This window comes from Paenibacillus sp. L3-i20, assembly GCF_022180385.2.
Lineage (GTDB): Bacteria > Bacillota > Bacilli > Paenibacillales > Paenibacillaceae > Pristimantibacillus.
In genome coordinates this window covers 971,561-989,548 of sequence record NZ_BQME02000001.1, presented here as the reverse complement: position 1 = coordinate 989,548, position 17,988 = coordinate 971,561, and the positions used below count along the sequence as shown (strand labels likewise).

Here is a 17,988-nt window from a genome sequence, read left to right as displayed (position 1 = left end):
AAACGGCTTTTTTTGTTTTTACCACCTATATAATTGAATTTACAAATTTTTATTTGTTCTCTATTTACAGAACTGTATTTCGATCCTATAATATAACCTATCAGCTGATATCATACTTATCTTATCGGAATTGTATAATTTATATGAGAAGAGGGATCGATCTATGAAAAAAACAACTTTGATCTTACTCGCAGTAGTTCTCACAGCGTTAACACTCCTTTCCGCATGCTCAAAAAATAATGAACCTAAGGATTCAACAACTACCCCTTCGGCAGATTCAACTGCTACGACTACACCATCACCGAACACATCTACAGCGACCGCGCCTCCTGCGGATTCTGGTCTTACGTTAGCAAGCGATCTTACGAAGCTTCCAGAAGCAGCAAAAAAACGTACAGATACCGTTATTGTTGGCCTTACCGATCCGAGCGGAGCATTTACACCTTATTTCCATCAAAGTGGATATGACGGCAACGTATCCTCCGTTCTATTTTCTTCACTTGTCACTGTTGATACAAAAGGTGTACCTGTCCCTGATCTTGCTGAAAAGTGGGAAGTGTCGCCTGACAACTTAACGTACACATTCCATCTGCGCAGGGATTCGAAGTTTAGTGATGGCTCTCCTTTGACAGCAGAGGATGTTGCCTTTACATGGTCGCTCATCTTTGACAAAGCCTATGACGGGGACAGCGATTTGTTAACTCTTGGTATTAAAGGTTCTCAGGATTATAAAGAAGGGAAAGCAACCACTATCGAAGGGATCAAAGTGATTGATCCATTAACCGTATCTGCTTCGCTTGAGAAAGTGAATGCAACTGCTGTCCTGACGTTAGGTGGGAAGGTGCTATCCAAAGCCTATTATGGTAAGGACTATACATTTGGCAGTCTCGATTACATCAAAAACCTGCATGCGAAACCAGTTGGGAACGGACCGTATAAGCTGGATAAATTTATTCCAGGGCAAGAGGTACGTTTTGTCGCTAACGAGCATTATTACCGCGGTAAGGTTGGTATCCAAAACTTCATCTACAAAACGACAGAAGGCGATACGTGGCAGTTTATTGAGACTGGCGAACAAGATTTCGGCGGATTTTCTGCAACGGAGGAAAATATCAATAAGCTAAAAAAACTCGGATTCCTAAATTTGCAAAACTTCACAGCAAGTAATTATGGCTATATTCAATTTAATTTTGAGAAGGAGCATTTGAAGGATAAGCGGGTTCGCCAAGCACTCACTTATGGATTAGATCGGAAAACAATCTACGTCGATTCTAACCAAGGGGCTGCTATAGTAGCGAATATTCCTGCTCCTCCAATATCTTGGGCATACACAGAGGAGGGCATTAATCCATACGAGTATGATCCAGAGAAAGCAAAGCAGCTGCTTGAAGAAGCTGGCTGGATAGTAGGGAAAAACGGGATTCGTGAAAAAGACGGCAAGGAGTTGAAGATCCATTTCATCGGCTCGAAGAAAAAAGGAACGGATATATTTATAGCGGTAGCGAAAGAAAATTACGAAGCAATTGGTATTAAATTCGAGCCTGAGCAATTTGCAGATTTTAATGCACAACTCGCCAAACATAAGAGTGGAGACTTTGACCTTGTTTCATTTTCTACGCCGCTTTTGAATGACCCATCTGATGGAGTTAGCTCTTTCGTTAACGGAGATGTGAAAGGCTATGACAATCCCAAAGTGAAAGAACTATTTGAGAAAGGCTTGGCTACATTGGATATCGAGGAGCGTAAAAAGGTGTATAAAGAGCTTTATCAGGTTATCAATGACGATCTTCCATACATCTTCACCAGCTACAGCAAAATGGTCTATGGCTATAACGGACGTATTCAAGATCTTACCGTGAATCCATTCCGTGGTATTACGGTAGGATTGCCGGATTGGAAGCTAGCCCAATAAATGTGCAGGTTTCGCTGGCTGGAGCAACGGCTTCAGTCAGCGAAAATAAGGAGCCGATCATGAAAACATTTATATTGCGCAGACTGCTGCATACGACTCTTATATTGCTGGCTGCTTCGCTCCTCATTTTTTTGCTATATGCCTTAATGCCAGGAGATTTTATTACGGGCAATGTGAAATTAACGGATGAGCGCGAAGCGGAGCTAAGAGAAATTTATGGACTAAGCGATCCGGTTTTGGAGCGGTACGCGGTCTGGATGGGTAATGCGCTACAGGGCGATTTCGGTTATTCCTTACAGCAGCAGAAGCCTGTCCTTACGTTATTTAATGAATATATAGGGAGCTCATTTCTACTCGCAATCACATCTACTATATTAACGTGGCTCATAGCGGTAATCGTCGGTGTCATATCTGCATACAAACAATATTCGTGGTTTGATACGATAATTGTCATTTTTGTATTTGCAGCGATGTCTATTCCTTCTTTCTTTATTGGACTTTTTTTCATCAAAATATTTGCTGTTGATTTGAAGTGGCTGCCACCGGGCGGAATGATAACGACGGGAAGTAATGCGACAGGATTTGCCTATGTGAAGGAAGTGTTGCATCACATGATATTACCTGTAGCTGTAATGACATTGCTCGGTGTCGGCTCGCTTACACGATATTTCCGCAGCAATGTGCTCGATGTCATCAGACAAGATTATATTCGGACAGCTAGGGCAAAGGGGTTAAAGGAACGAACCGTTTTATTCCGTCACGCACTGCGCAATGCGATGCTTCCTGCTATCACAATGATAGGCTTTGAGCTTCCAGCTTTGTTTGGAGGGTCACTCATTATTGAGAAAATATTCAACTGGCCGGGTATCGGAAATTTATTTATGCAGTCGTTCACAGTTAGAGATTACCCATTGCTAATGGGCTTAACGATGTTAATCGCGATATTTACAGTAATTGGCACATTATTCTCTGACTTAATGTATCGAGTCGCCGATCCGCGCGTGAAATTGCAATAGGAGGACTGAATCTTTATGTCGACGTTGACCGCCAAAGCGGTGAGCAAAGTATCCAAGGATAAGCAAGTTGCTGCCGAGTCCTCGTTATGGAGCCAATCACTGCGCCGCATTCGTAAAAATAAGCTCGCTGTCATATGCTTTTGGTTTATTGTTTTTATGTTTGCGGCTTGTTTTATAGGGCCTTTTTTCTCCCCATATGCGGACAACAAAATTAATACATTGGTAATGAATAATGCGCCTAGTCTAAGTCACTGGCTCGGGACAGATATGCTTGGCAGAGATGTGTTAACAAGGCTGCTGCAAGCTGGTCGAATTTCATTAACTGTAGGAATCGCTTCAATGGCGTTGTCTGTTACGATCGGCTTTGTTCTTGGTGCAATCGCTGGTTATTATCGTGGAGTTGTTGATCAAATCATTATGCGAATTGCTGATTTACTGCTAACGATACCGAATCTGCCTATCCTATTCATCGTAGGAGCATTACTGTCCGATTGGAAAATGCCAACGGAATATCGAATGTATGTCGTTATGATTATGCTCAGCGTTATTGGTTGGCCAGGACTTGCAAGACTCATTCGCGGGCAATTGCTTAGTTTAAGAGAACGTGAGTTTATGCAGGCGACAATCGTTCTTGGCTTGCGTGATCATCGAAAATTATTTAATCATATTCTTCCTAATATGGTGCCACTGCTCATTGTTATTTCGACACTGAACGTAGGCGGTGCTATTTTGAGCGAATCGATATTGAGTTTTTTTGGACTTGGCGTTATGCCGCCGACCGCAACGTGGGGGAATATGATCGACTCAGCGAACAATTTAATGGACTTCGAGTTACGACCATGGTTATGGATACCGCCGGGTATGGCTATTTTTTTGACAGTTATTGCGATTAATATGTTCGGTGACGGATTACGAGATGCGCTCGACCCAAAACAAAAGTAGTAGGTGAACGTCAAACGATGAAACCTGTATTGGAAATTGAAGATCTTAGCACTCATTTTTTTACGGAACATGGAGAAGTGAAAGCGGTCGATCGTGTTAGCTTGAGTATTAACGAAGGAGAGACCGTATGCATCGTTGGGGAGTCGGGCTGCGGCAAAAGTGTAACTGCGATGTCGATAATGGGTCTTGTGGAAGAGCCGGCAGGCAAAGTTGTAGGAGGCGTTATCCGCTTTGAGGGCGATAATCTGCTTAAACTTAGCAAAAATGAGCAAAGAACGATTCGTGGCAACGACATCTCGATTATATTTCAAGAGCCTATGTCATCGCTTAATCCGGTATTGACCATCGGACAACAATTAATGGAGCCGCTTATGGAACATCTGAAGTTAAGTCGCAAGGAAGCGCATCTACGAGCAATTGAGCTTATCGAAATGGTCGATATTCCTCGTCCCGAGCAAATTGCCGGCTGTTATCCGCATGAATTAAGTGGCGGGATGTTGCAACGAATTATGATTGCCATTGCGATTTCGTGCAATCCGAGGCTGCTTATCGCAGATGAGCCAACAACCGCACTAGATGTAACGATTCAAGCACAAATTCTCGATAAGCTTGCACAAATTAAGAGTGACTCGAATATGTCCATTTTGCTCATTACACATGATCTTGGTGTCGTTGCAGAAATGGCAGACCACGTCGTTGTCATGTATTCAGGGAAGGTTGTCGAGACAGGCGGAGTTGTAGAGTTATTCGAAAAGCCGCTACATCCTTATACGCAAGGACTTCTGCGATCAAAGCCGGTCATTAATCAGCGGCAGGAGCAGCTCTATTCGATTCCGGGTCAGGTGCCGAATCCGCTGGAGCTTAATGAGCAATCTTGTTACTTTTATGAACGTTGTGAGCATCGAAAGGCAATATGCAACACGAAGCAACCACTGCTGCAAGAAGAGCCGGGCAACCAGAAGGTTGCTTGCTGGCTGTATGGGAAAGCGGGGGAAGCAAGTTGATGAATGAGCCGCTTGTAGAAGTGAACCGATTGAAAAAGTATTTCCCTATCACATCAACCGGGCTGTTCACCAGAACGATTGGTCATGTCAAAGCCGTTGACGATATTAGCTTTCGCATACAACGGGGAGAGACATTTGGACTAGTCGGAGAATCAGGCAGCGGCAAAAGCACGGTAGGACGCACGATGATTCGGTTAACAGATAAAACAGACGGAGAAGTAAAGTTCAAAGGAATCGATTTATATGGGACGACCCGTGCGGAGTTGCGTCAGCTGAGGCCGAAGATGCAGCTTATTTTTCAAGATCCATATGGCTCGCTTAATCCAAGAGTTCGAGTCGGTGAAGCAATTGGTGAAGCCGTGATCGATCATGGTCTAGCTACAAAAGGTGAAATCCGTGACCGAGTGCTTGAAACGTTAGCACTTTGCGGACTATCCTCGTACCATTACGATAAGTTTCCTCATGAATTTTCTGGAGGACAACGACAGCGAATCGGCATTGCAAGAGCACTCATTCTCCAGCCTGAGCTCATTATTGCAGATGAACCAGTATCTGCACTTGATGTCTCTATTCAAGCGCAAATTATTAATTTGTTCCACAGTTTACAGCAGCAACGTGGATTAACGTATTTGTTCATCTCACATGATCTCAGTGTCGTCGAGCATCTATGCTCACGCATCGGGGTTATGTATTTAGGCTCGATGATGGAGACAGCATCCCGTGATGAGCTATTCCGTAACCCACTCCATCCGTATACAAAAGCGCTATTGTCAGCAGTTCCAATACCGATTCCTAAGCTGAAGCGAGAACGAATCGTCTTGAAGGGTGATATGCCTAGTCCCGCCAATCCGCCGTCAGGCTGTAAATTTCATACCCGCTGTCCGATAGCCAAGGAACAGTGCAGTCAGGAAATACCCCAGTTTCGTCATATGGGAGGCGATCATTACGTTGCTTGCCATTTTGTATGAGGATGGTCCATTAGTGGTCCCAATGATCATTATGACCGCATTAGTATTGGGATACATATTAAAATTATCGAGAATTAATAGATTGTTTACAAATACAGTGTAAAAAAATTCAATTTTTGTAGTAAAAAAAGGTTACCAAACGATGAACTATTCCGTACATTTATTATCTAATAATGGGGGTGATAGTTTGGCTAACAAAATCGGGAATTTCCTATTAAAGGCTGTAGCTTTTCCATTTTCAGTTTTATTTTCTATCATTTTTGAACCAAGCGGCAATATGGCCATGTTCACACGAGATATTATTAAAGATAAGAGATATACTTCTTCTACAGAGATCCCTGCACATCAAAAACAGTATCTATAAAATGAAACCCAGTGCCTTGAATGGCACTGGGTTTTGTCTATTGCTGAAATTCCTCATGCTCAGCTAGCGCTTTTTCGAATTGCTCCTGCTCGTAGCGATCCTTCTCCAGCTGCTCTTTCTCGGCTTGCTCCTGCTCATAACGTTTCTTCTCCAGCTCTGCTTGTACCTCTAGAGACTGATAGTGGACTTTCAAAATATATTCCTTTTTGTCACTCTCACGAAATATAATATACATAATATTCATGCCATTAATTTGAATAAATTTTTCATCCGAATTTTCTCCATATGCAATTTTGACATTCTTCAACGCATTTTTTAATTCGTCGCTTAATCCTGGCAGCTTGACTCCCTTTTCACTTTCAATCATTTCTTGAATGAGCTGGAGCTTGTAATCATCTTTTTTAGCAACGTAATCTATATTTATGTTTAAGTCCGTATAGAAATAATCAGGTTCATCCGCTGAAAAGATATAAACCTCATCCTCGATTTCTTCTAGACTTTCCTTGCGCTCCTGCTCATAAACAGCAACTTTCTCATAGTTCTTATTTCTTAATACATAGTACTTTTCATCTTCTCTTGATATACGATCCAGCATGAACGAATATCCTTTTTTGTTCATATGAGATTGAATGGCCGGGATGCCCGTAACTGGATTACTATTCTCTAGTTCTGCTACAGGTCTCGTATTAAACTTTTCAAACACTCTTACTAACATGACTATCGCTTCTTCTTTTGTCGTATTGCCTCTCGGAACTAGCTGATTATTTTCTTTGCCATTGATGATTTGGTTATGGTTGAAAAATTGAAGAGCTTGATTCGCATAGGTAGCCACAAGATTCACATCTCCATAAGAAGTCTGCCAGTTAGTCTCTGCGTCTAAGTTTTGAACGCCTGCGGCTTTTAACGTTTTATAGAGCATAATCGAAATATCTTGTCTAGTAACGGGATTGTTTGGAGCAAACTTGCCTTGTGCGCCACCTTGAACTATACCAAGCTCATAAGCTTTCAAAATATAACCGTCTGCTGTATCTACAAACGGGTTGGTCTTAGGGGCCACCGCTTTAACCCCAGTCAGAGCCTCATACAATTGAATACTCGCTCTACTGAAATCTTTTCGGGTAATATTAGATTTATAATAATTAAGTAATTCATCTGATATTAATTGGTGTTTTGTAGCTTTCTGAATAGCCGCTGCCGCCCATTTGCTCGGTGTTTGCAGATCCTTGTTTTTGACGTAGTAAACACTGCTTCCCGCTATAAGAAAACCATCTTTTGTCGGCTGCACACTATGAATACTCGCATCTTTACTGTCTATAGTCACTGCACTCCAACGGACGCCATCCACTGAATAATAAAAAACTTTCCCCGTACCTACCGCGATATATTCCTTCCCATTAAAGCCTATACTTTTAAAATCAATATTTTCCGGTATTTTTAAAACCGTTTTCCACTTAACCCCATCAACCGAGGATATAATAGCATTGCCATCAAAACCAGACGATGCTGCAATAAACTTTTTGCCATCCCAAACGTAATTTAAATTATCTGCACCGTTGAAATCGATCATTTTTTTAGAATCGCCACCGTTCCAGTGAATACCATCTTTAGACGTGGCTACCGCATTACCATTTCCCAAAAAATATTTCCCTGTCCACATCAAATTTTCAATCGGTCGTTCTCCAGCCATGCTTTGTGTCATGCCTTCCTTTGTCCCAAGCTTGAAGCTCTTTAAATCTTTGCTGGTGAAAAAGGCATTTGGACCAGGGACATAAAACCCGCCGCCTAACTCTTCATATATATAAATCTCTTTATCCCGATCTTGTGCTACAAAATAATAGGTGCCATTCACATACAGAAAATCTTGAATCACATACATCTTATCCGCGTCCTTATGGGGGATAATCGTAGTTTGCCACGTTACTCCGTCAACGGACGTTGCTATCTCATTATCAACGCCAATCATTACAAAACGTTTGCCATCCCAAATAGTTTTCAATTCATCCTTAATGTATGTTGGTTTATTTTTCCCATCAAAAAAGTTTTTGTTATATTCATACCAAGTTAACCCATCTTCGGATTTGTAATCTTTGAAAATATAGCTTTTCCCATTATAGGCAATAGCACCGGGTATATTTGCATTAAAATACTTAACCTCTCGAACCTTTTTCACTTCAATATTCGGGCTTGCTTGTACATCTTGAACTTGAAAACACAATACGAATACAATAATACCCATTACCAATAATACGGTTTGTTTAGCACTTAACTTCCACTGACTGATTTGCAACAATGTGAACACTCCTAATTTTAGAATAGCATCAAGTTAAAAAGGATCATTTTTACAATATTTATTATAGCATAGCAAAAAGAATAACTATTATATGTATTTGTTATAATTCTACTTTCGCAGCTTGAAATTTGCAGATAGCTCTTCATGAACTTAGGCAAATCTGCAATCCAATACTGGATTTCAAACCGCTTAACCCAAGTGGAATTATGATGTAAAATAATTGTAAAACGCACATCAATTGAGCGAAAAGAGGGTGTTAAACAATGACAGCGAAGATGATAGTAGCATTCGGAGATCCAATTCTTCGAAAAATAGCTAAGCCAGTTGAGAGTATTACTCCAAAAATAATAAAGCTGCTCGACGATTTGACGGATACACTTTACGCTGATGAAGGTAGATCGGGCTTAGCTGCTCCCCAAGTCGGCATTTTAAGAAGAGTTATTGTGATGGATTGCGGCGAAGGATTAGTGGAGTTAATTAATCCCGAGATTATTTATAAAAGTGGCGAGCAAATAGGACCAGAAGGTTGCTTGTCCTATCCTGGTCACGCAGGAATTGTGAGTAGAGCGCAGTCGGTACGAGTGAAAACGATAACTCGATCAGGCGCAGAGACTATTATTGCAGCTGACGGCTTTCTTGCAAGATGCATCCAGCACGAGGTTGATCATCTAAATGGGATTCTCTATATTGATCATATTAAAGATGGTCTATTTTATAATGAGTGGACAAATGTTAGGGCAAATTTGCTTGCTGTGACGAAGTTATCTCATAGTAAGTAGCTATTATCGGCGGAGTCTGGCAGGCTTGAATGCAGCTCTTGTGCTGGGGAGAGCAAAGCAAAGCAATACGTAGTAAAAGAAGTTCGCTTAATCGGGTTAATCAAGAGACACATTGTATTCTAAGTTGGACAACGAAAAAGTGGTATTAATTGTAAGCCATCTTACACAGCTGAAACATAGAGCGCATAATTGTCATCTAATTCGATTGATTTGGGCTCATAATTATTTTAAACTGTTATAGGGGATGGTAATCCATAACTATGATGTTAAGGCTATAGGCAACAAATGTGGCCGCCCTAGATTTTATTAGAAAGGCGGAATTAAGTACATGCAAGACATTATTAATGCGATTATATTAGGTATTATTGAGGGATTAACTGAGTTTCTGCCCGTATCATCAACTGGTCATTTAATCTTAGCCGGTGATTTACTCGGATTTGATGGAGATGCAGCGAAAACGTTCAAAATTGTCATTCAGTTAGGTGCCGTCATGGCTGTCTTGATCCTTTATTGGAAGAGATATATGGTCATTCTAAAAGACTTGATGACTTTCAACTTCAAAACCAAAAATAAGTTGAATGCTATCCATATGATCATTGCAATGATCCCTGCATTAGTCGTATATCTGCTACTGAACGACTTTATAAAACGCGTATTGTTTGGTCCTGCACCTGTTCTCATTAGTTTGATTTTGGGTGGCATATTGATGATTGTTGCAGCAAGGGTTAAGCGTACAATCACTGCCGAAGAAACGGACGATATTACGTACAAACAAGCATTTGGAATCGGTTTGTTTCAATGCTTGGCGTTATGGCCGGGTTTCTCCAGATCAGGCGCTACGATATCCGGCGGATTGTTGCTTGGAACAAGTCAAAAAGCTGCTGCGGACTTTACGTTTATCATTTCTGTTCCAGTAATGCTTGGAGCGACAGTGCTAGATCTGTACGATAGTCGCGATTACATTACATCTGATGATCTAGTTCTATTCTTGATCGGATTTATCGCAGCGTTTGTTGTAGCTATGATTGCAGTTGTAACGTTCCTTAACTTGATTAAACGTCTTCGTCTTGAATGGTTTGCGATTTATCGCTTCGTTCTAGCTGCGGTATTCTTTATTTTTGTAATGTAATAATCCGCGAATATGCGGCGGTTTCTGGGCTTAATTATAAGCTCGGAAGCCGCCGCTTTTTTTTGCGCAATGATCTCCATTACCCTCACTTTTTCGAGAAATGACTCATCCAATATAGCTCTTTCTTCAGACATAAAAGTCGGTTATTCTATATGAATCGGAATAATTCCATTTCTTTGAATATTTCCTCTGATTGGCTTTTTTATCTGTAATGCGGAATTGCATATGAACGATTTTTTAATGCAGTAGTCGTATATTGAATCTCAGTTTGTACCTTCTAGGAAAGGTTAGGGATGCTATTATGCACGAGTCGAATGAACAGTTAGCAGCGGAAATTGCCCTTCATCTGAATGAGCAGTTCGGGCTAACCGTCACTGAAGCAACACCTATCGAAAAAGGTTTTCTGAACGTCAAATGGCGGATGACAACGAATAAAGGGAACTATTTCATAAAATATTATCATCCAGAACGGTACAAGATGCATATTTATCCTGCTCGAAGGGCTGAAATTGAACAAGTGCTCCAATTACAGGACGAACTGAGTAGAGCAGGGATACCGTGTTCAAACGTTTATTCCTTTGAAAAACAATGGTTGCAAGAAACGAAGAGTGGGCTGTTCTATACGGTACAGGATTGGGTAGATGGACATACCGTACAAGCTGGCAGCATGAACAGGGCGCAGATGTATCATTTAGGGCAAGTGACGGGGCAAATGCATAAATGGCTGGAGAGGGTTCCACCTTTGGAGAAGAATGTTTCGAAGCCCGTTCAAGCTGATTACTTTACTAGTTGGCAGAACAATTGGCAGGCGGCGCAAGAGGCTGGGGACAAGACTGCACAGGAATGGTTAAGCCGATCGCAACAAATTGTTCAGTCTATCGATTTTAATCTATTTGATTCATGCCCAATTGGATGGATGCATTGGGATTTGTGGGTGGATAATATATTGCTACATGAACAAGGAGTAACTGGGATTGTGGACTTCGACCGCATGACGATGGCCTATCCAGAAATTGATGTTGCCCGTGTCATTTTGTCTGGCGCCTTATCGAAGGGGCATCTCGACATAGAGAAGGTTGAAGCATTTATGAGCGGGTATCGTGAACATTCAAAAGCGCCGGCCGATATGCTTCCTCGAGCATTAAAGTTACTGTATGTATTTGAATCCATCTGGTGGCTGCGTACGGAAATTCGAGCTCAGATGGAGCTCAGAAGCTTATTAGGTCGCTTCGTCGAAGAATTACATTGGATAGAAGACAATTGGGACAAGCTGCCCCATATATGAATAAAGACATGCACTTGCCATTGTCCGGCGGGTGCATTTTTTTATGCCGAAAATATGCACCTCGTTGGAATCATTTAAAAATAAAATAACTATTTTGTAGTCAATATAACTCCAAATGGTCATTTGCACAAACGTTTTCCATCATAAATTTGGTTGGAATCCTAAATGAGTGGAGGTCACTAATGAAAACGATTTTAGATACGGTAGGTCATACCCCCCCTTGTGCAATTGAGAAATTTGGTGTTCTGGAGGGTACAAGATATACGATTGAAGCTAGAGAGAACGAATCCAGGAGGGAGCATTAAAGATCGACCTGCGCTATATATTGTGAAAGAGGCAGAACGTAGAGGTTGGCTTAAGCCAGGCGGTACTCTCATCGAATCCTCATCAGGAAACTTTGGTATATCCCTTGCGATGATAGGAGCAGCTCGGGGATATCGGGTTATTATTCTAATCGATCCGAAAACAACGTCAACGAACCTTGCCATACTCAAAGCCTACGGTGCAGAGGTTATTGTCGTGACCTAGCAGGATGACAGCGGCTCTTATCATAAAACAAGAATTGCTCTCGCCAATAAGCTGCACCGTGAAATACCAAATTCGTTCCGTCCTGACCAATGCTTTAATCCGCTTAATGGAGAAGCTCACTACAAAAAGACGGCAGCGGAGTTGTTCGAACAATGTGACGGAGAACTTGATGCAGTCATCATTACAGTAAGTACAGGTGGACAGATCGGAGGTTTCTCTCGTTTCTTCCGCGTGTATTGGCCGTTAATTCGGGCAAAGGGTACGAAGGATTTGAACGTGAGGCTGGCTCTTTCTCATGCTCTGGATAAGAAGACGTTAATCGATCACGTATTTTACGGAATTGAGAAGCAAGCAGATACGTTGTTTTCATCAGAGCTTCCTTATGCCAATTTGCCATTAAAGCCATATGAATTTGATAGCAGCAAAGCGGCAAGTTTACTGGATGAAGCAGGCTGGAAGATCAAGAATGGCGATACATTTAGATCGAAGGATGGTCAGCCGCTGGAGATCACACTTGCCTATGATAGCGGGGAAAGCGTACAGAAGGCAGTTTCTGAGTTTATGCAGGGAGAGCTGAGGGAGCTTGGCGTTGATGTTAAGCTTATTGGCGAAGAGTACCAGTCTCATGTCAATCGGCAAAAGGCTGGCGACTTCAATTTAATTTTCAGCGAAACATGGGGTGTTCCTTACGACCCACATTCGGTAGTCGCTTCAATGCCTAATCCATCCCATGGCGACTATCAAGCGAAATCGGGACTTTCAATGAAAGCAGAAATTGATCGTAAAATTAGTGAAGTATTAATTAGTACAGATGAGCAAACAAGAGCTGAGCTATATACATACATCTTGACCACCTTACATGAACAAGCGGTTTATTTGCCTATCTCCTTTACAACGCATACGGTCGTTTATAACAAAAATGTGGATGGCGTTCAGTTTCTGCCGATGCAATATGAAATTCCTTTCGGAACGATTGAAGTGAAGTAATGAACAAGGATAAGTGGGTGCTGAATGGTTGCATTTATTGGTAAAAGATTGTTGACGCCCATTCCAATTTTATTCGGCATATCGTTGCTTCATTTATACTGATCCATTTGGTACCTGTTGATCCTGCGGAAGCATATTTGAACTTGTCCAAAACGGCGGTATCGGAAGAAGCGCTCCAAGCTGCACGGGTAGAGCTTGGACTGGATCAACCGCTTGTGGTGCAATATTTGCAATGGCTGGGGGATGCTCTTCGTTTGGACTTTGGTATTTCTTATGTATCGAAGAAGCCAGTAGTGGAGGAGATACTCTCCTACTTGCCTGCTACTTTACAGCTTGCGGCTGGTGCAATCGTGCTGTTAATCGTCATTAGTATACCGATTGGCATTTTATCCGCACTCTATAAAGATCGATGGTTCGATCACATCAGCCGTCTATTCGTATTTGCTGTATCCGCTATGCGCAGCTTTTGGCTGGGCTTTCTTCTCGTCTATTTCTTTTCCATGAAACTGAATGTATTGCCGCTTATGGGCAGGGGAGGGATTACACATCTCATTCTTCCTGCTCTTACGCTTGCCCTCGCTTACTGCTCTTCATTTATAAGACTGCTTCGTACTGGCATATTGAATTATTTGAAAAGTCCGTTTGTGCTTTATGCCAGATTAAGAGGGATTAAGGAGAGTAGAGTAATAGGGACACATGTGCTAAGAAATGCACTTCCTCCTGTTACGACTGCTTAGAGTTCGTGAGAAGGGGAGCACACATAATGGCATTTGCGACTACAGTTAAGCTTATTCGCCACAAATTATTTTGGGTGAGCGGAGTGATCGTAGGTTTATGTATATTGATTGCATTATTTGCTCCCTATATTGCACCACATGATCCTTATCAAGGAGAAATTATCGATAAATTGCAAGGCTCCTCTTGGACATATCCGCTCGGAACCGATCATCTTGGCCGATGCATTTTATCAAGAATATTGTATGGTACACGTGTATCCCTTGGGGGAGCATTTCTTGCGATAAGCATTACTTTGGTTGTTAGTATGGCGATAGGGACGTATGCGGATTATAGGGGTGGGCGTCTGGATCAATTGCTCATGAGAATATGTGATGCGTTGCTCGCTTTCCCGAAGCTTATTCTAGCATTGGCGTTAATAGGCATCTTAAGCGTTGGTTTGGGAAATCTCCTATTAGCGATCGTTTTTGTGCAATGGGTCAGCTACGCACGAATTATTCGAGGAATGGTACTGAGTGCAAAAGAACGTAATTATGTTATTGCTGCAAGGCTATCGGGAACGTCACATATACGTATTATTTGGAAACATATTTGGCCTAGCATATTGCCGCATGTGCTTGTATTGCTTGCCCTCGATGCAGGTAAAGTCATTCTTATCATATCGGAGCTGTCTTTCCTTGGCCTTGGAGTTCAGGAGCCTATCGCGGAATGGGGAATGATGATTAACGAAAGAAGACCCTACATAGCAACGATTCCTTCGATAATGCTTTATCCGGGACTAATGATATTTATTACGGTGATGGCATTCAACACGTTCAGCAATGCATTAAGAGATTCGTTTGATGTGAAGGAGAGTGTGCAGTAGCTGGATGGGAAAGAGGCATTGTGAAGAAGGGGGGTTAGGCAGTGAATACTCCAATATTGCGGGTTGAAGGTTTAGAGATTAGTTGCACAAATAAGCAAGGGACTGAGCCGCTTGTTCATCAGCTTTCTTTTGACATTATGGGCGGGCAAGTGTTTGGCCTTGTTGGAGGAAGCGGAAGCGGGAAGACGTTAACATGTATGTCTATCTTGAACATACTTGGCGGTACTCTCGCGGTTACAGGGGGAAGTATCGAGTTATGCGGTGGGCAGTTGTTAGGGAAGAGTCCAATGGAGATGCGGTGTATTAGAGGGAAAGAAATTGCATTCGCCATGCAAAATCCAATGTCAGCATTTAATCCCGTAATGACAATCGGAGCTCATTTTGTTGAGACGATTCGGACTCATATTCCCTTAAGTAAACGAGAAGCGATCAAATATGCTGTGGATTATTTGAATCAGGTTGGGCTTGCGAATGGGGAAATGCTGCTACGTAAATATCCGTTTCAATTAAGCAGTGGGATGCTCCAACGGGTAATGATTGCGATGGCTGTATGTTTAAAGCCGCGCCTCCTTATTGCCGACGAGCCAACTACAGCGCTGGATACGGGGTGTCAGCTCGATATTTTGAAGTTGCTGGATCGGATGCGGAATCAGTATGGAATGAGTATTTTACTTGTCTCACATGACTTTGGCGTAATCGCTCAATTAGCGGATGAAGTAGGGGTAATGTGCGAGGGAAGATTGGTCGAACGTGCGTCTGTTCATCATATTTTTGATTCGCCTGAACATGAGTATACCCGTGCTTTATTAGGAGCAAGGCGCCAGTTAGCTGGAAAGGGTGACATTCACCATGTGGAGGGCGGAACCAGAAGTGATGAGTATGTTAGAGTTTAAAAATATTTCGAAGTCATACTGTATGAAAGAGACGATAATGGCGCCGTCGAAATCGGTTAAGGTAGTAAATAATATCTCGCTTAAGTTGGAGCGGGGCAAATGCCTTGGCATCTTCGGTAGAAGTGGTTCTGGCAAAAGTACGCTGGGTCGTATAATCGCTGGGATAGAGCAGCCGGATTGCGGTGAGCTATTATTTAACGGGATAAATATGTTAGCAAAGACTAATAGAAACAATAAAGGGATACGTAGAAATATTGGTCTTATGTTTCAAGATTGCTATAGCTCAGTGAACCCCCGATTTACGACTAAAGATATCGTTGCTGAGCCGCTGCTTAATTATGAGAAATGTTCATCTGCCGAGCTAACAAAGAGGGTTGAGAAGTTACTAGAAGTAGTAAATTTGAGCTCCGATATAATGGGCAAATATCCGCATGAAATAAGCGGAGGGCAATTGCAAAGAGTCTGTATTGCAAGAGCGATAGCACTTAAGCCACAGCTAATCATACTGGATGAAGCAGTCAGCAGTTTAGATGTTCTCGTGCAGATGCAAATTATGGACTTATTGATTCAATTGCAGAAGGAATTTGGATTATCGTATTTGTTCATATCACATGATCTCCAAACAATTGGGAAGCTCGCCCATGAAATTGCAGTGATGGACCAAGGTCAAATTGTGGAGACGTTACAGGATGTTCATGCACTCCATCGCCTTTCTCATCCAGCATCGCGTCTCTTGTTCGACTCGGTGCTGCCTATGCATCCGGGTGGGAGGAAGAAGTTTGGATGTTTTAATAGGTTAGAGTTGTCACTGATTATGATTGTAAATTATTTTATTTTTAGTAACCATCTAGTTGTGTTAATTACATAATATTGGATTAAGCAAGATGAGTGTGTTACTATCACAAGAAATGGAACGAATAGATGTAAAAACGGGTGGATATCTTCCGTATGGATACTGGTGCGGATGTGGAGTGCACATGAAAACCCTAGTACATTCGCACCAAGATTAATCCAATATATAATAAAATAATGAGTAAAATCGTTATAAGAGTTTCGAATTTCATATAAATTTATCTGACAGAGGAAGATATGACACCCTTTTTAGATTTTCTTATAGGAATTCGCTGTCACATCCTACACGGATGTGTGGATTGAAATTTAGACCTACGTTGACACCAAGCTCGAACAACATGTCACATCCTACACGGATGTGTGGATTGAAATGCCTGTTAGATGACGATAATTATTTTTCGTAAAAGTCACATCCTACACGGATGTGTGGATTGAAATAATTATCTCCGTATAGTCATCCTCATACTCAACCAGTCACATCCTACACGGATGTGTGGATTGAAATACTTTGCACCGACATATGCAATGGGATTTGGTTAGTCACATCCTACACGGATGTGTGGATTGAAATCCTCTGCAGTTTCAATATCACGCCATTCACGAATGTCACATCCTACACGGATGTGTGGATTGAAATACTCAAGTGGGCAATGTGTGCCATATTTGGGGGCGTCACATCCTACACGGATGTGTGGATTGAAATCTTTGCCAATTGAAGTAATAGGATTAATGGATGAGTCACATCCTACACGGATGTGTGGATTGAAATTACTGTATCTTTTTGCCCTATTTTCGTTGTTGATGTCACATCCTACACGGATGTGTGGATTGAAATGATGAATAGGTGGTGTTTGCGAATGAAGTTAGAGTCACATCCTACACGGATGTGTGGATTGAAATTATTCATGCGAACAATAATCCCTATTTTGGACCTGTCACATCCTACACGGATGTGTGGATTGAAATAACAACAGAATCAATCGCCTTTACGGGTACTACTGTCACATCCTACACGGATGTGTGGATTGAAATCGAAGGATACCAAGAATCAAATGAAACATGTGAGTCACATCCTACACGGATGTGTGGATTGAAATTTGACGATCCTTAGTGCTTTGTAAGAATCAACTGGTCACATCCTACACGGATGTGTGGATTGAAATAGCAACTTAAACGCGGCGAAACATTAATTGTAAGTCACATCCTACACGGATGTGTGGATTGAAATTTAGGTAATCATAGCATTTCCTTCTTGATTGGTCGTCACATCCTACACGGATGTGTGGATTGAAATTATTATCAGAATTATTTAGCATCGTCATTATGTGTCACATCCTACACGGATGTGTGGATTGAAATTATTACTTAACATACGAGCGGAATACGTCACGTCACATCCTACACGGATGTGTGGATTGAAATCGTTCGGGAACGCCAAG

16 protein-coding genes, 1 pseudogene and 1 CRISPR repeat array (1 of these 18 running past the window's edge) are annotated in these 17,988 nt (G+C 41.8%); of the genes and pseudogenes, 16 read left to right on the top strand and 1 reads right to left on the bottom strand.

All coding sequences use genetic code 11. The features are described 5' to 3' along the window. Positions 1 to 163: 163 nt before the first annotated feature. The 6 genes from MFF31_RS04795 to MFF31_RS04770 all read left to right on the top strand — a co-directional run bounded on the left by MFF31_RS04795 (position 164) and on the right by MFF31_RS04770 (position 6,206). The gene (locus tag MFF31_RS04795; RefSeq protein WP_238186966.1) at positions 164 to 1,912 is read left to right on the top strand and encodes an ABC transporter substrate-binding protein; all 1,749 of its coding nucleotides are present in this window, start codon (positions 164 to 166) and stop codon (positions 1,910 to 1,912) included. Positions 1,913 to 1,971: 59 nt separating this feature from the next. Beyond that, positions 1,972 to 2,928 carry an ABC transporter permease gene (locus tag MFF31_RS04790; RefSeq protein ID WP_238186965.1) on the top strand — a complete coding sequence of 319 codons (957 nt, stop codon included), beginning with the start codon at positions 1,972 to 1,974 and terminating at the stop codon, positions 2,926 to 2,928. Positions 2,929 to 2,943: 15 nt separating this feature from the next. Beyond that, a complete protein-coding gene (opp4C, locus tag MFF31_RS04785) occupies positions 2,944 to 3,870 on the top strand; it encodes an oligopeptide ABC transporter permease (RefSeq protein WP_238186964.1) in 927 nt (308 codons plus the stop codon). 17 nt (positions 3,871 to 3,887) lie between these two features. After that, a complete protein-coding gene (locus MFF31_RS04780) occupies positions 3,888 to 4,874 on the top strand; it encodes an ABC transporter ATP-binding protein (protein ID WP_238186963.1) in 987 nt (328 codons plus the stop codon). Next, a complete protein-coding gene (locus MFF31_RS04775; protein ID WP_238188494.1) occupies positions 4,874 to 5,842 on the top strand; it encodes an ABC transporter ATP-binding protein in 969 nt (322 codons plus the stop codon). Before MFF31_RS04780 ends, MFF31_RS04775 begins: the two co-directional genes overlap by 1 nt. A gap of 187 nt (positions 5,843 to 6,029) precedes the next feature. After that, on the top strand, positions 6,030 to 6,206 hold the full coding sequence (locus tag MFF31_RS04770) for a hypothetical protein (protein ID WP_238186962.1): 177 nt from the start codon (positions 6,030 to 6,032) through the stop codon (positions 6,204 to 6,206). Between the two features lie 37 nt (positions 6,207 to 6,243). Here the strand turns inward: MFF31_RS04770 and MFF31_RS04765 are convergent, their stop codons facing one another. After that, positions 6,244 to 8,496 (bottom strand): S-layer homology domain-containing protein, encoded by a 2,253-nt coding sequence (locus MFF31_RS04765; RefSeq protein WP_238186961.1) that lies wholly within the window; start codon positions 8,494 to 8,496, stop codon positions 6,244 to 6,246. Between the two features lie 263 nt (positions 8,497 to 8,759). Between MFF31_RS04765 and def the strand changes: the two genes are divergently transcribed. From def to MFF31_RS04720, 10 genes and pseudogenes are all read left to right on the top strand, one after another. Next, a complete protein-coding gene (gene def, locus MFF31_RS04760) occupies positions 8,760 to 9,275 on the top strand; it encodes a peptide deformylase (protein ID WP_238186960.1) in 516 nt (171 codons plus the stop codon). A 328-nt stretch (positions 9,276 to 9,603) separates the two neighbouring features. Continuing rightward, entirely contained in the window at positions 9,604 to 10,404 is an 801-nt protein-coding gene (locus tag MFF31_RS04755; protein WP_238186959.1) for an undecaprenyl-diphosphate phosphatase, read from the top strand. A 301-nt stretch (positions 10,405 to 10,705) separates the two neighbouring features. After that, positions 10,706 to 11,689: a phosphotransferase enzyme family protein gene (locus MFF31_RS04750; RefSeq protein ID WP_238186958.1), complete on the top strand. Its 984-nt coding sequence runs from the start codon at positions 10,706 to 10,708 to the stop codon at positions 11,687 to 11,689. A 182-nt stretch (positions 11,690 to 11,871) separates the two neighbouring features. Continuing rightward, positions 11,872 to 11,994 carry a hypothetical protein gene (locus MFF31_RS25165; protein WP_282570420.1) on the top strand — a complete coding sequence of 41 codons (123 nt, stop codon included), beginning with the start codon at positions 11,872 to 11,874 and terminating at the stop codon, positions 11,992 to 11,994. Further along, a pseudogene (locus MFF31_RS04745) lies at positions 11,957 to 12,415 on the top strand (pyridoxal-phosphate dependent enzyme); the annotation flags it as partial. The gene MFF31_RS25165 and the pseudogene MFF31_RS04745, both read left to right, overlap by 38 nt. 33 nt (positions 12,416 to 12,448) lie before the next feature. Next, complete coding sequence (locus MFF31_RS04740; RefSeq protein WP_309296677.1) at positions 12,449 to 13,204, top strand: ABC transporter substrate-binding protein; 756 nt, start codon at positions 12,449 to 12,451, stop codon at positions 13,202 to 13,204. 47 nt (positions 13,205 to 13,251) lie between these two features. After that, on the top strand, positions 13,252 to 13,941 hold the full coding sequence (locus MFF31_RS04735; RefSeq protein WP_309296676.1) for an ABC transporter permease: 690 nt from the start codon (positions 13,252 to 13,254) through the stop codon (positions 13,939 to 13,941). Between the two features lie 26 nt (positions 13,942 to 13,967). Beyond that, on the top strand, positions 13,968 to 14,804 hold the full coding sequence (locus tag MFF31_RS04730) for an ABC transporter permease (RefSeq protein ID WP_238186956.1): 837 nt from the start codon (positions 13,968 to 13,970) through the stop codon (positions 14,802 to 14,804). 41 nt (positions 14,805 to 14,845) lie between these two features. After that, the gene (locus tag MFF31_RS04725) at positions 14,846 to 15,697 is read left to right on the top strand and encodes an ATP-binding cassette domain-containing protein (protein ID WP_238186955.1); all 852 of its coding nucleotides are present in this window, start codon (positions 14,846 to 14,848) and stop codon (positions 15,695 to 15,697) included. Further along, entirely contained in the window at positions 15,678 to 16,565 is an 888-nt protein-coding gene (locus MFF31_RS04720) for an ABC transporter ATP-binding protein (protein ID WP_248565483.1), read from the top strand. The genes MFF31_RS04725 and MFF31_RS04720 overlap by 20 nt, the downstream gene beginning before the upstream one ends. A 258-nt stretch (positions 16,566 to 16,823) precedes the next feature. Further along, positions 16,824 to 17,988: a CRISPR direct-repeat array (repeat unit 32 nt; unit sequence GTCACATCCTACACGGATGTGTGGATTGAAAT); it runs 1,164 nt beyond the window's last position.